The 20573-nt window shown below is 60.0% G+C and carries 10 protein-coding genes; 7 read left to right on the plus strand and 3 right to left on the minus strand.

The features are described from left to right. The first annotated feature begins 7 nt into the window (after positions 1-7). The 7 genes from BLU78_RS09230 to BLU78_RS09260 are packed head-to-tail and all read left to right on the plus strand — an operon-like array spanning position 8 to position 13911. The gene (locus BLU78_RS09230; protein ID WP_010266894.1) at positions 8-1525 is read left to right on the plus strand and encodes a hypothetical protein; all 1518 of its coding nucleotides are present in this window, start codon (positions 8-10) and stop codon (positions 1523-1525) included. Between the two features lie 44 nt (positions 1526-1569). Next, a complete protein-coding gene (locus BLU78_RS09235; protein ID WP_010266892.1) occupies positions 1570-4791 on the plus strand; it encodes a SusC/RagA family TonB-linked outer membrane protein in 3222 nt (1073 codons plus the stop codon). Positions 4792-4810: 19 nt separating this feature from the next. After that, positions 4811-6481: a RagB/SusD family nutrient uptake outer membrane protein gene (locus tag BLU78_RS09240; RefSeq protein WP_010266888.1), complete on the plus strand. Its 1671-nt coding sequence runs from the start codon at positions 4811-4813 to the stop codon at positions 6479-6481. Position 6482: 1 nt separating this feature from the next. Then, positions 6483-7436, plus strand: coding sequence for a hypothetical protein (locus BLU78_RS09245; RefSeq protein ID WP_010266886.1), 954 nt, complete (start codon positions 6483-6485; stop codon positions 7434-7436). Continuing rightward, a complete protein-coding gene (locus tag BLU78_RS09250) occupies positions 7433-10210 on the plus strand; it encodes a glycoside hydrolase family 3 N-terminal domain-containing protein (RefSeq protein ID WP_010266881.1) in 2778 nt (925 codons plus the stop codon). The genes BLU78_RS09245 and BLU78_RS09250 overlap by 4 nt, the downstream gene beginning before the upstream one ends. A gap of 9 nt (positions 10211-10219) precedes the next feature. Next, complete coding sequence (locus BLU78_RS09255; RefSeq protein ID WP_026020884.1) at positions 10220-12421, plus strand: alpha-N-acetylglucosaminidase; 2202 nt, start codon at positions 10220-10222, stop codon at positions 12419-12421. Continuing rightward, positions 12418-13911, plus strand: a complete 1494-nt coding sequence (locus BLU78_RS09260) for a hypothetical protein (protein WP_143029385.1) — start codon at positions 12418-12420, stop codon at positions 13909-13911. Before BLU78_RS09255 ends, BLU78_RS09260 begins: the two co-directional genes overlap by 4 nt. Positions 13912-14039: 128 nt before the next feature. On the opposite strand, the gene BLU78_RS09265 is transcribed toward BLU78_RS09260, so the two are convergent. The 3 genes from BLU78_RS09265 to BLU78_RS09275 form a co-directional block, all read right to left on the minus strand. Continuing rightward, entirely contained in the window at positions 14040-15446 is a 1407-nt protein-coding gene (locus BLU78_RS09265) for a sulfatase (RefSeq protein ID WP_010266874.1), read from the minus strand. Positions 15447-15465: 19 nt separating this feature from the next. Next, positions 15466-17148, minus strand: coding sequence for an exo-alpha-sialidase (locus BLU78_RS09270; protein ID WP_026020883.1), 1683 nt, complete (start codon positions 17146-17148; stop codon positions 15466-15468). A 63-nt stretch (positions 17149-17211) separates the two neighbouring features. After that, the gene (locus tag BLU78_RS09275; protein ID WP_010266868.1) at positions 17212-20541 is read right to left on the minus strand and encodes a DUF5107 domain-containing protein; all 3330 of its coding nucleotides are present in this window, start codon (positions 20539-20541) and stop codon (positions 17212-17214) included. Positions 20542-20573 lie beyond the last annotated feature (32 nt).

Raw genomic sequence — 20573 nt, forward strand, 5'->3', positions numbered from 1 at the left:
AAAAACAATGAATCTGAACTGTTTTATCATTAGTGTGGCTTTGCTTGCCGCCGGTCTGACGGCGGGATGCGCCACGGAACACGATATCGAATCCGATCATAAAAAGGATTTTACCGAGCGTCTCGTTCTGGAAACCAGGACGGGGCAGTATAAGGAGAAACCGGGCGATACGGAATGGACGGAAACGACCTCGCGGATTGTCTCCGGGAGTTGCCGCCCCGAAGTTCCGGCCCTGACGGCCTGGGGAGGCCGCAAGGACCTGACGGCGACGGATATCGAAGGTACGGACGGTTATTTCCGCCTGGGCCGCGTCGGGCGCCGCTGGGTCTTCGTCGATCCGGAGGGCGGGGTGAATATCATCCGTGGCACCCAAAACGTCGCTTATCCCGAGAGCAGCCGTTTTGCATCGGCGGACGACTGGGCCGCCGAAACGGCGGAACTGTTGCTCGCCTACGGATTCAACCATGCCGATTTCACGGGCGTACGGCCGCAGTATCAACTGAACGCCCGAAACGAGCGGATACTGAATCCCGCCGAGGGCCGAAAGAATTCGCATTCCGTAGCCCTGAACATGCTGCGGTCCTTTATGTGGGACGACGCCCGGAACCTGCCGTGGACCTATGACGACACCGACCGCGACATGAATCGGCTGAACCTGATCTTCGAGGAGCGTTACGAAACCTATCTCGACGAGAAAACCCGCGAGATTTGCGCACAGGTCGCCGACGATCCCTATATGCTGGGTTACCAGCTCGACAACGAACTGGGCTTCCGCGGGTGGGACTACCGGTACGGCAATCAGGATGTGCTGCTGCATAAGTTTCTCGCCCTGCCCGATGCGGCGGCGGCCCGCCGGTATGCCGAGGCGTTCGTCGTCGAGAAGGGGCTGAACCGCTCCGAGGTCATGACCGTCACGAAGACTGCGGATGTCGTCCGGCTCGGGCTTTCGGATGCCTATGACGAGTTCCGCTCGCGCGTCGCCGAAAAGTATTACAAACAGTATCACGACGTTATCCGCAAATACGACCGCAACCACCTGATCTTCGGCAGCCGTCTGCACAGCAACGGCAAATACGACAGACAGACGTTGCAGGCTTGTGCCAAGTATTGCGATGTGGTGACGATCAATTATTACGGGGTCTGGACTCCCGAAGCCGATTTCCTGGAAGAGTTCCGTTCGTGGACCGGCGACCGTCCGTTTTTCGTCACCGAATTCTATGTGAAGGGAGAGGACGCCAATTACGACGGGACGCCTTACAACAACCTCAGCGGAGGCGGCTGGGTGGTGCCGTCGCAGATCGCCCGCGGCGATTTCTACCAGAATTTCTGTCTCGGGCTGCTCGAAGCCGACAACTGCGCCGGATGGACCTATTTCGCCTACGACGACGCTTTTACGAGCACGGCCGACAACAACTGCAATCGGGGGCTGGTTTCGGCCAAATTCTATCCCTGGCTCGGATTCCTCGAAGGCGTGGGCCGTCTGAACCGGAATGTTTACGCCGTCATGGACCGTTTCGACAAGTGATCCATGCGGTTCGACAATCGAAAACTACTAATATTCGGAAATTTATGAAAAAGTTTGTCTACATATTGCTTTTCATCGCAGTGTGGTTTTTCGTTCCGGTGCCGTGTTCCGTGGCGTCGGCGCAGCCGAAACAAGATGTTCCGCAGGTTACGGGCAGGGTCGTCGACGAGCACGGCAGCCCGGTGGTCGGTGCGGCGGTCGTCGTTGCCGGGACGCAGTCGGGCGCTACGACCGACACCCGCGGGCGATTCACGATCAAAGGGGTGAATGCGGGAACGTTGCAGGTCCGGTTCATCGGCTACCAGACTGCCGAGGTCAATATCCAGCCCAGGAAAACGCATTACGACATTACCTTGCAGGAAGAGATCCGCTCGGTCGACGAGGTGGTGGTCATCGGTTACAGCGCCGTTCCGCGCAAGGACCTGACGGGATCGGTGGCGGCCATGCGTTCGGACGAACTGATGAAGACCGGCTCGACCGATTTCACTTCCGCGCTGCAGGGGCGCATGGCCGGCGTGCGTGTCACGACGCAGTCGGGCGAGGCCGGGGCCGGCGTGGACATCACCATCCGCGGCACCAATTCGCTGAATGCCGGCACGGCGCCGCTCTATGTCATCGACGGCATGCAGATCGACGTGAACGAGGGCGAGGTGGCGACCTCTTCGGCCGGCGGCGGCCAGAACACCTACAACCCGCTCGCGTCGATCAACCCCAACGACATTGCGTCGATCGACGTGCTGAAAGACGCTTCGGCGGCCGCCATCTACGGAGCGCGCGGCGCCAACGGCGTCATCATCATCACGACCAAGAGCGGCAGCTCCTCGTTGAAGACCGACATCAACCTGAATATGTATTTCGGCGTGCAACAGATTACCAGACAGTTTGATGTGCTCGACGGACAGGGATATGTCGACTACAAATTCGCTCGTGGCTCGGACAAGGAGATCTGGGGCAAAGATTATCAGGACGGCAACGGCGTGGTGCCGCGCAATGTGGCCGGGGACGGTTTGCAGACGTTCGATTACCAGGACGCCATGACCCGCACGGGGTTCATGCAGAATTACGACGTTTCGCTGAATACCGTCGCGAACAAGACCCGGATCTCCGCCTCGCTGGGCTATTACGACCAGCAGGGTATCATCGAGAGCAACGGCTTTCAACGCTATTCGGGCCGTATCAAGGTCGACCACGAGATCAACCGGAAGTTTTCGGCGGGCATTTCCGCTACTTTCGGGCGGGTGGACAACAAGGGCGCCATGAGCAGCGGCGGCGTTTCCGGCACGGGCGGTTACACGGGTATCGTCCAGATGATGTACACCGAACGTCCCGTGATTCTGTACACGGCCAGCGAGCTGGCCGGCGAATACGCCGACTATGTCGATCTGACCTCGATGATCTCCAACGAAGTTTACAAGCGCTCATTGTTCGACCGGCTGCTCGGCAATGTCTACGTGCAGTACAAGCCGATCGCCGATCTGCGCATCCGTGTCAGCGGTTCGCTCTCCGATACGAATTCGAAACTGAGCGAGTTTTACTCCTCGCGCAGCCGTTGGGGGCGCGGCAGCGACGGACGTTCGCAGATCACGAATACCGGAACGCTCGGCTATACGCTCAACGCGACGGCCGAATATACGAAACGTTTCAATAAGGTCCACAATTTCGGAGCGTTGGTCGGCGTCGAGATCAACGGCTACCATTATGAGAACTCTTCGACCCGCGTCGACAACTTCGAAGACCAGAGCACGGGAGTTTTCGACATCGGCAAGGGCCTGACGCCCCAGTCGTGGAATTCGAACGTTTACCAGACGAACCGCGCCTCGGCATTCGCCCGGCTGAGCTACAATTTCGACAACCGCTATTACCTGACGGTCAACATGCGCGTCGACGGTTCCTCGAATTTCGCCAAAAACAACCGTGTCGGTTATTTTCCGTCGCTGGCGGCAGCCTGGCGCATCGACAAGGAGGGATTTATGAAAGAGGTTAAAGCGATCAACAACTTTAAGATCCGCGCCAGCGCGGGTATTACGGGCAATGACCGGATCACCTCTTACTCCTACCTTTCGCAAATGGGATCGAGTTATTACGCTTCCAACGGCAGCCTGAATTACGGCATGGCCATCACCAATTCGGGAAATCCCGGGCTGAAATGGGAAACGACCTATCAGTACGACGTGGGTCTTGACCTGGATCTTTTCAAAAGCCGCATCTCCCTGACCGCCGACTACTACCTCAAAGACACGCGCGACATGTTGTACAATGCCAGTATTCCCTCGCAGTCGGGTTATTCGAAGCAGTGGAAAAATCTCGGTCGCATGACCAATCAGGGTTTCGAGTTTACGCTGACCACGCAGAACGTCAACCATAAGAAATTCGGCTGGACGACGACCGTGAATTTCGATACGAACAAGACCCGGCTTATCTCGCTGGGCGGTCAGGAGCGTTATTTCCCCGTGTCTCAGAATTACGGTTCGTTCTCGGGGCAGGAGATCGCCCGCGTCATTGTCGGAGAACCTATCGGAGTGGTGTACGGTTATGTCTGGGATGGGAACTACCAGCTCTCGGATTTCGACTGGACCGATCCCAATACGGGGACTGTTGTCGATCCCTCGGTCATTACCTCGGAAAATATGAGCCGGTTCAAATATACGCTTAAAGAGGGGGTACCCTCATTCGAGGGCAAGACGGTCGCACCGGGCGACCGCAAGTACCGGGATCTGACGGGCGAAGGCGTCGTCAACTCCAATGACCGGACGGCCATCGGCAACACCGATCCGCTCTTCAATTTCGGTATCAACAACGAGTTCCGCATCGGCAGCCTGGATGTCGGCGTCTTCATCGACGGCTCCTACGGCGGCAAGATACTCAATGCCTTCCGCCGCCAGCTGGAACCCTCGCTGAACAACAATATCAACAATCTCTCGACCGAGGCGTGGGAGGGCCGATGGACCCCTGAGAACGGATCGAACGTCTATGCACGGCTTCTTAACCAGACCGACCAGCAGGTTTCCACCTACTATGTGGAGGACGGTTCCTATTTGCGCATCAAGAATCTGAATGTCGGCTACACCTTCGGACGAAAGTATTTCGGCCGCTCGGGGATCAGCAAGCTGCGCGTATATCTGCTCATCGACAACGTATATACCTTCACCAGGTATTCGGGACTCGATCCCGAGGTGCGTTCGTACGAAAAATTCCTGCGGGCGTTGGATCAAACGTCGTATCCGCGTACCCGGAACTATATGGCAGGCGTAAACATCACTTTCTAATTTCCAAGGATCAAAGAATATGAAACGATTATTATTCTATGCGTCGCTGCTGACGGCAGGTCTGTCGTCATCTTCCTGCATCGACGATTTTCTGACTCAATATCCGTATTCGACCACTTCTCCGGAGACGTTCTTCAAAACCGAAGACGACTTCAGGCAGGCATTGAGCGGTTGTTACAGCATGATCAACTCTTCTCAGATGTCTTATTATTACGGACTGATCTATGTGTTGGAGGGGTGCAGTGACGAGATTGTGGGCAATCCGGCTTCGACAGGTACGCTTTACGACCTGCTGCGAGGTTCGTATCAAACCGACAATGCGGAGATTCGCAACTTCTGGATTCTGTTTTTTCGCGGCATTTCGCGCTGCAATACGCTTATCGAACAACTGAAAGGCGAGAACGATCTGACTCCCGAGCGGCGCACGGCCTACGAAGCCGAGGCGCGGTTCCTGCGGGGATTTTTTTACCTGCATCTGGCGCAGACGTTCGGCGGCGTTCCCGTCTACGATGCGCCGGCTGTCGGTTCGACGGCGGCCCGAGACAACCTGGAACGGGTATACACCCAAATCATCGGCGATTTCAAATATGCCTGGGACGAGCTGGAAGATGCGGGTGTTTTCAAGTCGGGCGCTAACCGTTGGACGGCAGCCGCCTATCTGGGATCGGTCTATAATTACCTGGCCAGCTGCAAACGTTACGATGTCGGAAAGGAGCTGGTCGGCATCCAGCCGTTGAATGATTTCGGGTGGGTCGACGAGGAGGCGATGAGCCTTGCGGCGCGCGACGTTCTGAAAGAGGTGGTCGAAAAAAGTCCCTATGAACTGCTCGACAAGAATAACTACCGGAAACTCTATTACGAAATGTCGAAGGAGGCGCAGTACAAGGAGTGCCTGCTGATGGCCGAATACGCCGAAAATACGAAGCATTGTATGGTGTCGTACTACGTGCTGAGTCCCGTTGGCGATGCCAAGACCGTCGGCGGAAGTTACCAGCGCATGTTCCCGACGATGAAGCTCTATCGTTCGTACGACAACGCGGATGTGCGCCGCGACTGCAATATCACGGGCGCCTACAATCCGAACAACCGGTACGGAAGCGACCTGAGCAAGATTCCTTCGGAGACGGTCGACGGTTACAGATACTATGTTCCGGCCGAATCGTCGGGCGTCGCCTCCGGAACCTCTACGGCGCTGTGGTGTACCGGCAAGTTCCGGGTCTCGGACCCGAAGGAGCGTTCCAGTATCAGTGCCAATCAATGTGTCATGAATTATCCATTGATGCGTATGGCCGAAGTTCGGTTACAATATGCCGAGGCGCTCTATTTCACGGGCGATGAATCCGGTGCCCGCAAGCAGTTCGATCCGGTCCGCGAACGGGTCCTGGCCGGCGACGTTTCGCTGAAAAAGCTCAACGAGGCGTACTACCGTTCGGATTTCGTCGAGGAGCTGCTCGAAGAGCGCGGCCGCGAACTCTGCTACGAATCGAAGCGCAAGATCGACCTGATCCGTTTCGGCAGAATTACGGAGACTATCGAAGAATTACCTTCGGAGGGCGGTCCCAACAATGTGGCCGTCGGCATCGACCTGCTGAAGGACAATTGGCGGAGCTATAAGATCTGGCTTCCCGTTCCGCAATTGGAGATAGACCTGAATCCCAACCTCGAACAAAATGCCGTTTATGCTGACTGATATGAAAAAAATATTGTTTTTACTGGCTGCCGGACTGTTCGGAAGTTGTTCGGCCCAGACGACCGCCGCTGATGAAGTGCTCTTGGTGAAGACGCCTTCGAAAGTTTCCCTGTTTCTGCCTTGCGCAGGACATGAAGCCCGCTATATCAGGGTGGACATGGACTATTTTCTCAATCCGGCCAAATGCACCCGGCTATGGCGGCTGACACGGGCCTATGACGTGGAGCGGACCGGGGATTATACGTTCCAGAACCGACTGAGTAAAGAATTCGTCTATCCCGGGGAGTGGGAATGCGCGTTCATGCAACTGAAAGAGGGGCGGCGGATGCCCGATTTCACGGGCGGCTTCCACGGCTACGAGGAACTGTCGGAGGTGAGTCTCTTGCTCGACGGCGAGCCGCAGGACCTTGCCCGGGTTGGGAACGGGGTCGGCCGGGAGGTGAAATTCCGGCAGAAATCGCAGATGTATGAATACGGAACGGATCGTCCCATTGCCGGACACATCAAAGAATTGACCTTTTCGACCGGCGGGATCGAGATTGTACAACAGGTAACTTGGCTCGAAGAGGTCGAAGTGGACAACATGAAGCTGGCCATGCTGCCCATCGCCCGAAGCCTGAACGACGGTACGCAGATCACCGACCGGCTCGTCATGGACGATTCGGAACGGGTTTATGATGTAAGCCGTTCGGACCGGACGCTTTCGGTCGAGGGCCGGGACGTGCGCAAGGTCCGCATCTGGGGCCGTGAAAGCGGACTGTTCGCGGAGGTGGAAGTGGATTATGAGCCTTGGATGCCCGAGAACCGGTTCTTTTGCAGCATGTATACGCCGCAGGACGGTTACAACAAACTCTATTTCGATTATTGCGGGAACCGGGTCGTTTCGCGCGGGGAGGTGTGGAAGTCCGAAGCCCGTTATCGGCTGGGAATCTTCGAAAAGCAGGAACGCCGATGAGGAATTTGCGGATAACCAAACGATTCGCAGCAGGTCTGGCCGTGGTCGGCCTGGCCTGCTGCACGGAATCTCCGGCCTGTGCGTCGGAGCCTGCGGAGCGGTATGATCCGGGGAATAATCCGATCTACCGGAAAGGCTGGATCGATTTCAACAAGAACGGCCGCAAGGATGTCTACGAGGACCCGGAGGCCGCCCTGGACGACCGGATCGAAGACCTGCTGTCGCAGATGACCATTGAAGAGAAGACCTGCCAGCTGGTGACGCTCTACGGCTATAAGCGCGTGCTGCAGGATTCGCTGCCGACACCCGGTTGGAAGAATCAGCTCTGGAAGGACGGGCTCGGGGCCATCGACGAGCACCTCAACGGATTCGTGCAGTGGGGCAAGCCCCTGCTCGACTGCGACTTGGTATGGCCGGCGTCGCGCCATGCGTGGGCCATCAACGAAACGCAGCGTTTTTTTGTCGAGGAGACCCGTCTGGGCATTCCCGTCGACATGACCAACGAGGGGATTCGCGGCGTGGAGGCTTACCGGGCGACGAATTTCCCGTCCCAGCTGGGCATGGGGCATACCTGGAACCGCGAACTGCTGCGTAAAACCGGACGCATTGTCGGCCGCGAAGCCCGGCTGCTGGGGTATACGAATATCTACGCTCCGGTCCTCGACGTGGGGCGCGACCAGCGGTGGGGCCGCTACGAAGAGGTTTTCGGCGAATCCCCCTATCTGGTGGCCGAACTCGGCGTGGCGATGGCCTCGGGCATGCAGACCGATTACCAGGTCGCTTCGACGGCCAAGCATTTCGCCGCTTACAGCAATAACAAGGGGGCCCGCGAGGGCATGTCGCGCGTTGATCCGCAGATGCCGCCGCGCGAGGTGGAGAATATCCATCTGATGCCTTTTCGGGAGGTTATCCGGCGTGCCGGGATTCTCGGGGTCATGTCGAGTTACAACGACTACGACGGAGTGCCGATCCAGGGCAGCCGCTACTGGCTCACGGAACGCCTGCGCGGCGAGATGGGGTTTCGCGGTTACGTCGTTTCCGACAGCGGTTCGGTGGAGTATCTCCACAACAAGCACCATACGGCTGTCAACCAGTTGGATGCCGTGCGGCAGAGCATCGAGGCCGGGCTTAACGTACGCTGCAATTTCTGGCACCCCGAGACCTATGTGATGCCGCTGCGGCAGCTCCTCCGGGAGGGGCTTATCACCGAGGAATTGTTGGACAGCCGGGTCAGGGACGTGCTTCGTGTGAAATTCCTCGTCGGTTTGTTCGACAGACCTTATCAGACCGACCTGGCCGCTGCCGACCGTGAGGTGGACGGTCCGGAGCACAACGAGGTAGCCCTGCAAGCCTCGCGGGAATCGATCGTATTGTTGAAAAACGAAAACAGCACGCTTCCGCTCGATGCCCGGAAGATTCGCCGCATCGCCGTGCTGGGACCGAACGCCGACGCCCGGGGATTCGCGCTGGGACATTACGGTCCGTTGGCCGTCGAGGTCACCTCGGTGCTCGACGGACTGAAAAGGAATCTGGGCGCGCGGTGCGAGATCGTCTATGAAAAAGGATGCGAGCTGGTCGATGCCGCCTGGCCTTTGTCCGAGATTTTTCGGGAGGAGATGACTCCCGAAGAGAAAGCCGGGATTCGGCGGGCCGCAGAGGCCGCATCGGAGAGCGACGTGGCCGTTGTGGTCCTGGGCGGCGGTTCCCGCACCTGCGGTGAAAATTGTTCGCGGTCGAGCCTCGACCTGCCGGGCCGCCAGGAGGAGCTGCTGCGGGCGGTCGAGGCGACCGGAAAACCCACGGTGCTGGTGATGATAAACGGCCGTCCGAACTCTATCAATTGGGCCGATGCGCATGTCGATGCCATCGTCGAGGCATGGTATCCGGGAGCTCACGGCGGGCAGGCCGTCTACGAGGTGCTGTTCGGAGAGTACAATCCCGGAGGAAAGCTGACGGTCACTTTTCCGCGGCATGTCGGGCAGATACCCTTCAATTTCCCGTACAAACCTGCGGCCAATACCGACGGCGGACTCACGCCGGGCCCCGGCGGCAACCAGACCCGTATCAACGGGGCGTTGTATGATTTCGGTTACGGGCTGAGTTATACGACGTTCGAGTATGCCGACTTGCGGATCGAACCGCAGACGATCCGCCAGGACGAGCCTTTTAGGGTGTCGTTCGACGTGACCAACACCGGGCAGCGGGACGGGGACGAGGTGGTGCAACTCTATATTCATGACGTGCTTTCGTCAGTGACCACCTATGAAAAGAACCTGCGCGGCTTCGACCGCGTGCATTTGAAAGCCGGCGAGACGCGCCGTGTGACCATGCAGGTTCGTCCGCAGGACCTATCGCTGCTGAACGAACGGATGGAGCGGGTGGTCGAACCCGGGGATTTCGACGTGCTGATCGGGGCGTCGTCCACCGACATCCGGTTGAAAGCTACCGTCACGGTCGATGGCGAGGGACCCGTGGCGCCGAAAGAGGAGATTCGCTGTCCGTATGCGCTCGACAAGGGTGGATCGCTGATCCTGCCGACCGGGGGCGATGGTCGGCCCGAAGGGGTGGAGATTCGCTGGTCGAAGGATTCGGAGGGCACTTTCGAGGTGCAGCTCATGTCGGGCGGCGGCCAGTTCTTGACGGTCGGAAGTTATCCGATACGCTTCTCCCGGTCGGGGACCCTCTATCGCTTCCGTCGGACCAATGCCAGCGAAATGCGCATCCTGATTACCGAGGGCGGAGGCCGGATCGAGGCCCTGCGCGTCACCGAATGAGATACGAACATGAAAAAACTGCTTATTCTGTTGTTTGCGGCGATCCCGCTGCTTGCGGTTCGCTCCGCCTCGGCCTCCGGTACGGCCGAAACACAAGCTGCCGCCGCATTGGCCCGGCGTATCCTGCCGCGGTTGGGAGCCGGTATCCGGTTTGTGCACGTTCCTTCCGACCGGGACCGGTTCGTGCTCGAAATGCACGGTGACGAGTTGCATATCTCCGGCAATTCGGCGGTCTCGATGGCCTTCGGCCTGAACTGCTACCTGCGTGAATATTGCCGTGTCACGGTGACATGGTACCGACGCGACAAGATCGACGAGCCGAAGCGGTTGCCGGCCGTGGAAGGACGTGTCGAACGCGAGGCGCGGGTCGGCAACCGGTTTTTTCTGAATTATTGCACCTACGGCTATTCGCTCAACTGGTGGCAGTGGGACGAGTGGGAGCATTTCATCGACTGGATGGCTTTGAACGGCGTCACGATGGCGCTGGCGACTACGGGACAGGAAGCCGTCTGGCAGCGCGTCTGGCGGCGGTTCGGGCTGGACGACGATACGATACGCGGTTATTTCACCGGGCCTTCCTATCTGCCCTGGCACCGCATGGCCAATATCGACGCCTGGCACGGGCCGCTGCCGCAGTCGTGGATCGACGGGCAGCTGGAATTGCAGCGACGCATCATCGCCCGGGAGCGGGAGCTCGGTATTCAGCCGGTCTTCACCTCTTTCACGGGGCATGTGCCCAAAGCCCTGAAAACGCTTTTCCCCGATGCTGACATCGAACGGCTCAATCCGTGGACAAGTTTCGAGAGGCCGTATAACAGCTATTACCTGAACCCTGCCGAGCCGCTTTTCAACCGGATACAACAGGCTTACATGCAGGAACAGCGGCGGCTGTTCGGCGAGAGTTCGGTCTATGGGGTCGATCCCTTCAACGAGCTCGATCCGCCGAACTGGGACCCGGAGTATCTGGCACGGGCCGCCCGGCTGACGTACGAGTCGATCACGCAGTTCGACAAGGATGCCGTCTGGCTGCAAATGGCCTGGGTCTTTTACCACAAGCGCAGGGATTGGACTCCCGAACGGCTGAAAGCCTATCTGTGCGCCGTTCCGGACGGAAAGCTGCTGATGCTGGACTATTATTGCGACAAGGTGGAGCTGTGGCGCAGCACGGAATCTTTCTACGGTCAGCCTTTCATCTGGTCCTATCTGGGCAATTTCGGCGGCAATACGATGCTTGCGGGCGACGTGAAGGACGTAAGCCGGAAACTGGACCGCGCCTATGCGGAGGCCGGGCGCAATTTCGTGGGGATCGGCTGCACGCTCGAAGGGCTGGATGTCAATCCGTTTATGTATGAATATGTCTTGGACCGCGCCTGGACGCAGTTATACGACGATGCCGGGTGGATCGACCGGCTGGCCGACCGCCATTCTGGACGTATCGATGTGCATTACCGACAGGCCTGGCGAATCCTTTACGACAAGATCTACTGTGCTCCGAGCGGAAACCGTTCGGCGGCGGTTTGCGCCCGTCCGAACATGAAAGGCCGTTCGAAATGGAGCGGTCCGCATCTCGACTACGACAACCGCGATTTGCTGAGAGTCTGGGAACAGTTGACGCTCGCCCGGCCGGAACGGACAGCATCCAGCCGTTTCGATTGCGTCAACATTCCCCGGCAATGTCTTGAAAACTACTTCGGGAATCTGAACGAGCGGTGTATCGCCGCCTGCCGCGGCGGAGACCGGGAAACGGTCGCCCGGCTTTCGGCGCGCCTGCTGGAGTTGCTGGACGATATCGACCGGCTGGTCGCCGCAGATGCCTATTTCCTGCTCGGGAAATGGATTGCCGACGCCCGCAGGATGGGGGCGACGCCCGCCGAGAAGGACTATTTCGAACGCGATGCCCGCAACATCCTCACCACCTGGGGCGGCCGCGGCTATTCGCTGAACGACTATGCGAACCGCACCTGGTCGGGACTGGTGTCGGACTACTACAAGGAGCGCTGGCGCCGTTTCTACGACCGGCTGCAAAGTGACGGCGAGCCGGACGAGGATGCGTTGCTGCAGGAGTTGCAGGACTTCGAGTGGGAGTGGGTCGGCCGGAAGGGACGTTTTGCGGAGAGGCCCCGGGGAGATGCTTTCAGGCTTTGCAGATCGCTCTATACGAAATATGCGGCCGAGATCGGCCGTTTCTATACTGAAAAGAGCGAACGATGAAAATCCGAATATTTCTCTTGTCGATGGCTTTCAGCCTCGGCAACCCCGGTTTCGGGCAGCAAATGCCCTACGGGAACCGCTGTACGGTGGAATACCAGAAAATCCGGAATCTGGAATATACCGGCTGGGAGAGCGGCGAGTCGGACCGGACACTCGTCGTCGACAGCTTGCGCGATTTTCGGCCGAACCGGATTCGCCTGACCCGGTGGGGCGGACGCCGCGACCTGAAGAAGCCGTCGGTTGTCATCGGGCGTCCGGGGTATTTCCGCCTCGGGAGATTCGACGGCCGCTGGTATTTCATCGATCCCGACGGCGGATGCCTCGTGCTGATGGGAACGCAGAGCCTCGGAGATTGCGCCGGGATGCCCGGCGAACGGCAATGGAGCCGCGAAACGGCCCGCCTGCTGCGGGAAAACGGTTTCAACTATGCCAATTTCGGGGCTTTCACCCTCAAACACTACTCCGATGTTATGGCCTCGGGGTGTGGTGAGCGGATTCTCGATTCCGGCGGTCGGAAATTGGCCTATATCGACCTGGCCTACATGCTGCGGTCGTTCGTGTGGAATACGGAGATCGACCGGCTGAAGCTCAACCGGCTGATCGCGGTTTTCCATCCCGACTATCTGGATCACCTGGACCGGTACGCCCGCGAGAACTGCACCAGGTTCCGCGACGACAAACACTGCATCGGCTACTACCTCGACAATGAATTGGGATTTATCGGATGGCGCAAGTATTTTGCCGACCAGACGATCCTGCTGCGTAATTTTCTGGGCATAACGGATGCCCGGAATCCGACGCCGCTTCCCGAGAGCTGCGCCTATGCCAAGGAGGCGGCGCTTGAGTTTCTGCGACTCCGCGGCGTCGCACCCGATGCAATCACCGAAGAAGACGAAGAGGCGTTCCGTGCCTATGTGGCCGATTACTATTTCCGGACTGCTTCCGAAGCGCTGCAGCGTTACGATCCGAACCATCTGATTTTGGGAAGCCGCCTGCACGGGTTTCCGAAATATGACGAGATCACCGTACGGGCCTGTGCCCGATACTGCGACGCGATTTCGATCAATTATTATGGGGTCTGGACGCCCGAAGAGAAATACATGCGCGATCTGGAGGCATGGTCCGGAGGCAAGCCCTTTTTCGTCACCGAATTCTATGTCAAGGGGGAGGATGCCGTCCGCAACGGCATTCCGTATGAGAACAGGGAGGGCGGCGGCTGGCTTGTGCGCACGCAGGCCGATCGCGGACGTTTTTACCAGAATTTCACGCTTCACCTGTTGCGTGCCCGGAACTGCGTCGGATGGGTGCATTTCAAATACCGCGATGCGGTTTACAGGAATAAGAGCGGTGAAGAGGCTTATTGCAACAAAGGTATCGTTTCGGTGGACTGTCAACCCTACACGGATTTTCTGAAAGCCATGAAGCAGGTTCATGTCAACGCCTATGCGCTGATCGATTATTTTGACCGGGAATCCCGTGTGTCGGAATGATCCCGGTTCCAGGCCGGTGACAATCCCTCGATGAAACGAAGGGCACGGCAAGCCCTGAACGGTCGCGTTCTCCGGCCTGCCGTGCCCTTCGGACCGGGAGCTGCCTGCATTCTCCGGCCGGCGGCTCCCTATTTTTCCGCTTCCCGGCGCCAGCCGGCGAGTTGTTCTGCGAGGCGTTTCGCCCGTTCGGGGGCGTCGCCGATCCGGTTGCGGGTTTCGCCGGGATCTTCGCGCAGGTTGTAAAGCTCCTTTTCCCCCGTGTCGTGGAATTCGATCAGTTTCCAGTCGCCCGCCCGCACCGAGCTGCACCAGCGGCCGCCGTTCTTCCGGCCCTGTATCTTGAAATACCAGTAGAGCGGACGTTCGGCGTCGCACTTTCCGGTGCCGAGCAGTTCGTCGGCGATGCTCGCCCCGTCCGGTTCGAATCCCTCGGGCAGCGGTGTTCCGGTCAGCTGGCAGAGCGTCGGATAGAAGTCGTAATTGTTGGTCGGCAGTTCCGAGACCCTTCCGCCGCAGATCCGCCCCGGCTGCCAGACGATCATCGGTTCGCGCGTGCCGCCTTCGTAAAGGGTTCCCTTGCCGCCGCGCAGCGGTCCGTTGTCGGTCACCTGGGGAGAACCTCCGTTGTCGCTCGTGAAGATCACGATCGTATTGTCGGCGATCCCCAGCTCTTCCAGTTTTTCGACGATCATCCCTACACCGTCGTCGATCACTTTTAACTGGGCGGCGAGATGCGGATTGTGCGGTTTGGCCAGATAATCCGCCGGCCATTTCTTGTAGGGATCGTTTTCGGGGTTGTTTTTGGAGGGCGCGCTGTGGCTGCATCCGGGCTTGCTGCGGAAATAATCCACCAGTTCGGGCTGGCCGTGCACCATCGTGTGCACGGCGTAGTGGCTCAGGTAGAGGAAAAAGGGCCGGTCGCTGTTCCGTTCGATGAAGCCGAGCGCCTCGCGGTTCATGCGTTCGACGATGAATTCGTGTTCTTCGGCCTCGGTCACCGACTTCAGGTGATGCCACGGATAGAAATAGGAGCCGTTGCCGATGCTCTCCTCGGCCGAAAGGATCACCTCGTCGAAACCGTATTCGTCGGGATGCCGTTCGACGGGGGCCCCGTTGGCCTTGTATCCCGAAAGGTGCCATTTGCCGATGATTCCCGTGCGGTAGCCGTTGCGGCGCAATGCCTCGGGGAGCGAGGCGCGGGACGGATCGAGGTGGATCGGGGAGCTCGGTTTGATGTAGTCGGTGATTCCGTCGCGCAGCGGGTAACGGCCCGAAATCAGTCCTGCGCGCGACGGCGAGGAGATCGGCGCCGAGGCATAGGCGTCGGTGAACCGCACGCCGCACCGCGCCAGACTGTCGAGTGCGGGCGTTTCGTTGAACATGTTGCCGTAGCACCCCAGTTCGGCCCACCCCAGATCGTCGGCGAAGATGATGATGACGTTGGGGCGCTGCTTCGGCTTCTCTCCGGCAGACACCGCGGATGGATGGGTGAATCCGGCTGCGGCCAGCGACAGATAGAAAAGTTCGCGTTTCATGGGTTGTTTCGTTTTGCGGTTATTTCAGTTCGATGCGCATCCATGTTTCGGGGTCGTCCGTCGCGGCGGTGAACCCGTCTTCGACCGCTCCGCTGCGAACCGTCGCATTGAACCGCAGCGTGTCGCCCGGTCGGGCCTGCAATGCGGCGAGCGGCACGGCGATCTCCGTGGCGCGGCCCGGAACGCCCGCAGGGGTGAGCCCCGCGCGGCTGGCGCCGCGAACGCCGGGGATCGGGCTGGCGACCGAACCCTCGGGGGCGATGGTCAGATCGACGCGCCGTCCGCCGCACTCGACGGAGAGCCTGATCTCCGCTCCTCCGGTCGACGCCGGATCGAGCTGTTCGGCCAGCAGATAGAGCCGTTTGTCGTCGTGACAGGCCCGGAAGATCGTTTCGGTCGGGGAGTCGCTGCCGATGAAAAGCGCCTGGTCGCTGCGCCACTCCCGGCCGTCGCCGTCCGGGCGGATGCGGGCTTTCGGGGCGTCGATCCGGTGGTTGAGGTAGAAGACGCCGATCTGGATGCCTTCGTCGCAGTGCATCGTGCCGATGACGCGGTGGGCGTCCATCGGTTCCAGACTGCCCCAGAAGCCTTTGCCGTCGAAAGGCCGGTACCAGTCCTCGTCCCACGACCGTCCGTTGAAGACGCGGCCCCGGCTGTCGCCGATTTTCAGGCTGAAAAGCCGGTCGATGTTGCACGAAACGACGATCTCTCCCGACGGGAAGGTCGATACGTATCCGGCGCATCCCTTGAAGAGGTTCGTTTCGCGGTCCGCGGGCCCGGCCGTGTTCTCGCCGAGCGGCTGCCAGTCGAATCCCCGGTTGCGGACGGTCGACATCGTGTAGATGCTGCTGCCCTGCGGGCCGTCGGGTTCGAGACGCGCTTCGAGGAACCCGAAAAGCGTCTCTCCGTCGTTGAGCAGGCGGAAGCAGGGCATCTGGTCGGTGAAGATCCGCACGCCCTTGTCGTCGTACTTGTACTGCCGGCAGACGCGCATGTGTCCGTGCCAGGTGCGGCCGTTGTCCGTGGAGGTGATCACCGAGGTCCCCGAATTGCGGGTGGCGGGCAGACAGTCGGTGAAGTAGCACTGAATGCGTCCGTCGGGCAGCTGGAGCAGATAGGGTTCCCAGTTGGTGCCTTCGAAGATGATCTCTTCGTCGGACCAGGTGGCTCCGTTGTCGCGGCTCCTGCGGAGCATGATTCCGCAGCCGACGTTGTGTTTGTAGCCCTTCGCGGCGCGGAACGAGCAGGCGGCGAGCAGGTCGCCGTCGGCCAGTACGACGGCATCGACGGTCGAGAAACAGCGCGTGTCGCTGCCCTCGGAGGTCGTGACGGCGTAGGGCTCGAACAGGATTTGCGTGTCGCTCCAGTGCAGGAGGTCGTCGCTCGTGCAGTAGTAGATGCGCGAGGCGATCTGCCCTCCCTGCACGAAGAGAATGTAGCGTCCGTCGGCCATGCGTTTGATGCGCGGATAGATGGCCGTCCGGTCGGTCTTCAGTTTTTCGGCCGGGAGCAGCTGCCGGTAGGCGCGGACTGATTCGAGCACGCTGTACCGCTCCGCTCCGGCGTGGGAGTTCAGCGGCGCGGCGGCCGTGTTCATTTCGTCGAGCGTGTGCAGGCGCACCGGTCTCTCTTCGGCTGGCGCGGCGGCCGGACCGATCGTCAGGATGCAGGCGGCGAGCAGGGAAAGGATACGTGGATTCATGGGGTCGGAAGGGTAAAGAGGGGGCCGGGCCTGCCGGCCCCCGCGGTTGAACATGGATGGGTGTTATCGGATCGTTCCGAGGTAGTAGTTGGCCCAGAGATGGTCGTTGCGCTGTTCCAGGGCTTTCCGGAAGCACTCCGCTGCCCGGTTTTCGTCGCCCAGCGCCTTGTGGCCGATGCCCTGCATGTAGTAGGCGCGTGCGTTCACATCCTCGGGATACTCTCCGTAGCCGAAGCTCTCGAAGAAGCGCTGAACATAGTCCGTCACGCCGGCCTCTCCGGTCTCGACGATCTTGCGGAGCATGTCGCCGACCGGGGCTTTGGGGTCGATTTTCCTCATTGCGAGCGCTTTCTCGTAGTTGTAGATACCGTCCGCGTCCCGGACTTCGACCTGCGACGCCATTTTGAAATATTTCCGGGCGTTGCGCCGGTCGCCGACACGTTCGTAGGCCAGTCCGATGTTGTAGTAAACCTGTGCGTCGCGGGCGTAGTATTCGAGATGGGCGTATCCGTGGTTCTCGGGATATTCGTTCATCATCAGCATGTATTTGAGCGCCTTGCGGTCGTCGCCGTCCTTCCGGGCCTTGAGGCCCGAGAGCAGGCAGGCATCGACATAGATGTCGTGCAGGTCTTCGATGTGCTCGCGGCGGCTGTAAAAGCGCGTGAGCAGCGGCCGGAGCACCTCCTCGTATTCGCCGTGGAGAATGCGCTGCTTGATAGCCTTCGTCTCTGAGTCGTAACGCTTTTCATAGAGCGCCTCCCTGCCGGCGAAGAGTTCGTAGCGGGTTTGCAGCGGCGCGTTCATGCGTTCCAGAATCTCGTCGCACTCGGCCAGGAAGATGGCGTTGCCCTCCCGGTCCGCTTCGATCGCCTTGCGGTACCATTCGGCCGCGGCCGGACAGTCCCCGGCGAAGAAGAAGCTGCCCCAGCCGAGGTTGCGCAGGGCCATGGCGAAGTCGGGACGGAGCTCGACGGCCTTTTCCCAGCACTCCATGGCGCGTGCGGGCTGCTTCTGGAAGTAGAGGTTGCCCAGATAATACCAGGTGTTGGCGCTCCCGGGCATGTATTCCAGGGCCTTTTCGTAGACGGCGACCGTCTCCAGCCGGAACGGGTAGACGTAATCCGTGCTTCCGGCCTCGGCCTTGGCGAAGAGTCTCCCGGCGGCGGCCCGGTCGCCCCGGGCGTCGGCCCGCCACGCCTGATAGTACTCCACGGTCGGGTAGGGGGCGATCGACTCGCTCCGGGCGAGGATGTCGTCCGTCTCGTCGCCGAAACCGTTGTTCATGTAGTAGAGCGCCAGTTCCAGATAGGATTCGCTCACGCCGCGCAGCAGCCGTGCGAAGGTCTCCTCGGGGAGTTTCCCCATGCGGACCAGTTCGTAGGTCGCGTAGTAGTTGAGCGGATCGAACGCCACGACGTCGGCGGCGATTCGGGCGGCCTCCTCCTGCCGGCCGGAGCGGCGCAGCAGGGTCGTCAGCAGGTTGCGCGCGTCGAGGTTCATGCCGTTGTAGGCGACGGCCATCTGCGCCTCCTGAAGCGCCCGGCCGCTGTCGCCCGTGAGCGACGAAATCTGCGCCAGCTGGAAATAGGCCGCCGAGGCGTACTCGTAGTCCCAGGCCGCGCGATAGAGCGTATCGACGGCGTCGGCGTATTTGCCCTCCGCCTTCAGGATCAGTCCGAGGTTGTACATCGACTCCCCGTCGCTGACGCGGGTCTGGTTGGCGGTCTGCCGTTTGAGGGCGGTCCGCAGGTGCTTCTTGGCCCGGGCGAAATCGCCCTGCTTCCGGTAGTGGATGCCGAGCTGCGTGTTGGCGCGCACGTCGCCCGGGTCGCGGCGGACGACCTCGAAGAAGTAGTCGTTCGGATCGACGTGGGCGTTGTGGAACTGGAGATTCCGCATGCCGAGGTAGTAGACCTCCTCGGTGTTCTCCACGCTTTTCGGATCGGGGTTCAGCGGCACGACGGGATCGGGCATGGGCTTGGTGCGGTCCAGCTTGTAGGGGTGGTAGCTGATCAGCTCGTTGCCCTCCGAGTCGTAGAGGTACATGGTCACCTCCGACGGTTCGGCGACCTCTGCGGCCGGGACCTTCGTGTCGGCTGCGAAGGGTTTGTCCGGGGCGATCAGGGCGGTCGTCTCGTAGAGCGTTTTGCCGCCGCGCCGCACGACGATGCGGGCGTCGGGCCGGATGCGGGTCACGTTGGCGGCCAGATGCAGCCGTCCGTCGGCGCCGATCTCCATGTTGACCGTCGCGTGTTCGTTGCCCCTGTTGACGTGTTTCAGGTCGCGGATGCCGTACCAGTAGGCCGTGAACTCCTTCGTCTCGTAGGGATTGAGCCAGCAGTAGTCGGGCTGGTTGTCCGAGTAGGCGGCCGTCATCAGTTCGACGTAGGCCCCGTCCTCGTCGGTGAGGGTCTTGCAGTCCCACTCGTGGCCGTAGTTCATGTGGCCCCAGGTCCAGAATTTGCCGCCTTTGTTGATGTGGCGGTTTCCGGCCAGCATCGTGCCGGCGTTCTTGCCGTAGTCGTATCCGCCGATGAAGTCGTCCTGCAGGTCGTAGACGAACACCGATCCGCCCATCAGGGCCGGGAGGTTGCGCCAATAGCTGACATCCTTGCCGATGTAGTCCGGATTGCCGCAGTAGGGCGCATCGGGAACGGGCCAGCGCATGAAGCTGTTCTTGTGGTGGAACGTTCCGAATTCGGTGTTCTCCGGGAATACGATCTGGTAGTTCTCGTTGGCGTGGGTGGCGACGTTGTTCCAGTGCAGCATGGAGTTCCGGTCGGGGCTGTTGTTGAAGAAGCGGCCTTTCACCTCGATGTAGGAACGGTCGGGATAGAGCGTCATGCCGATGGCCCACGACATGCGGTGGCGTTTCTCGACCTCGCCGACCCAGATCGTCTTCGAACCGTCGCCGTTGTCCACCAGCTTGTAGTCGATCGGATACTGGCTGGTCGCGCGGTGGTGGTGGAAGACGTTCCATTCGACGCCGCCCGAGATCCATGCGCCGAGCATGCCGACGTTGGCGGGTTTGATGACGTGCTGACGGTAGAAAATCTCGTATCCGTTGGTTTTGTCTGTGGCGTAGAAAAGCCTTCCGCCGATGTCCGGGAGTACGCACACCTCCAGATAGTCGTTTTCCAGGAACAGGGCCCGGTAGGTGGTGTCGGCCTTTTCGTTGGTCGGATTGTCGTTCATGGCGTAGGGATAGACGCCGCGTTTGGCCCGCTGGTAGGCGAAGTCGCGTTCGAAGAGCGGAGCCTTTTCCGGCGCATTCACCCGGTAGGCGGGCAGCGTGATGGTTCCCTCGCGCATTTTCACCTCGCCGTTCCGGGCGTCGGCGCTGCCGCAGAGCAGCACCGCGAGAACGCCGAGTGCGAATTTCGTTTTTTTCATGCTGTTCGTTCTTTGTTGGATATTGAATGTTC

Source organism: Alistipes timonensis JC136 (genome assembly GCF_900107675.1).
In the GTDB taxonomy this organism is placed as follows: domain Bacteria; phylum Bacteroidota; class Bacteroidia; order Bacteroidales; family Rikenellaceae; genus Alistipes; species Alistipes timonensis.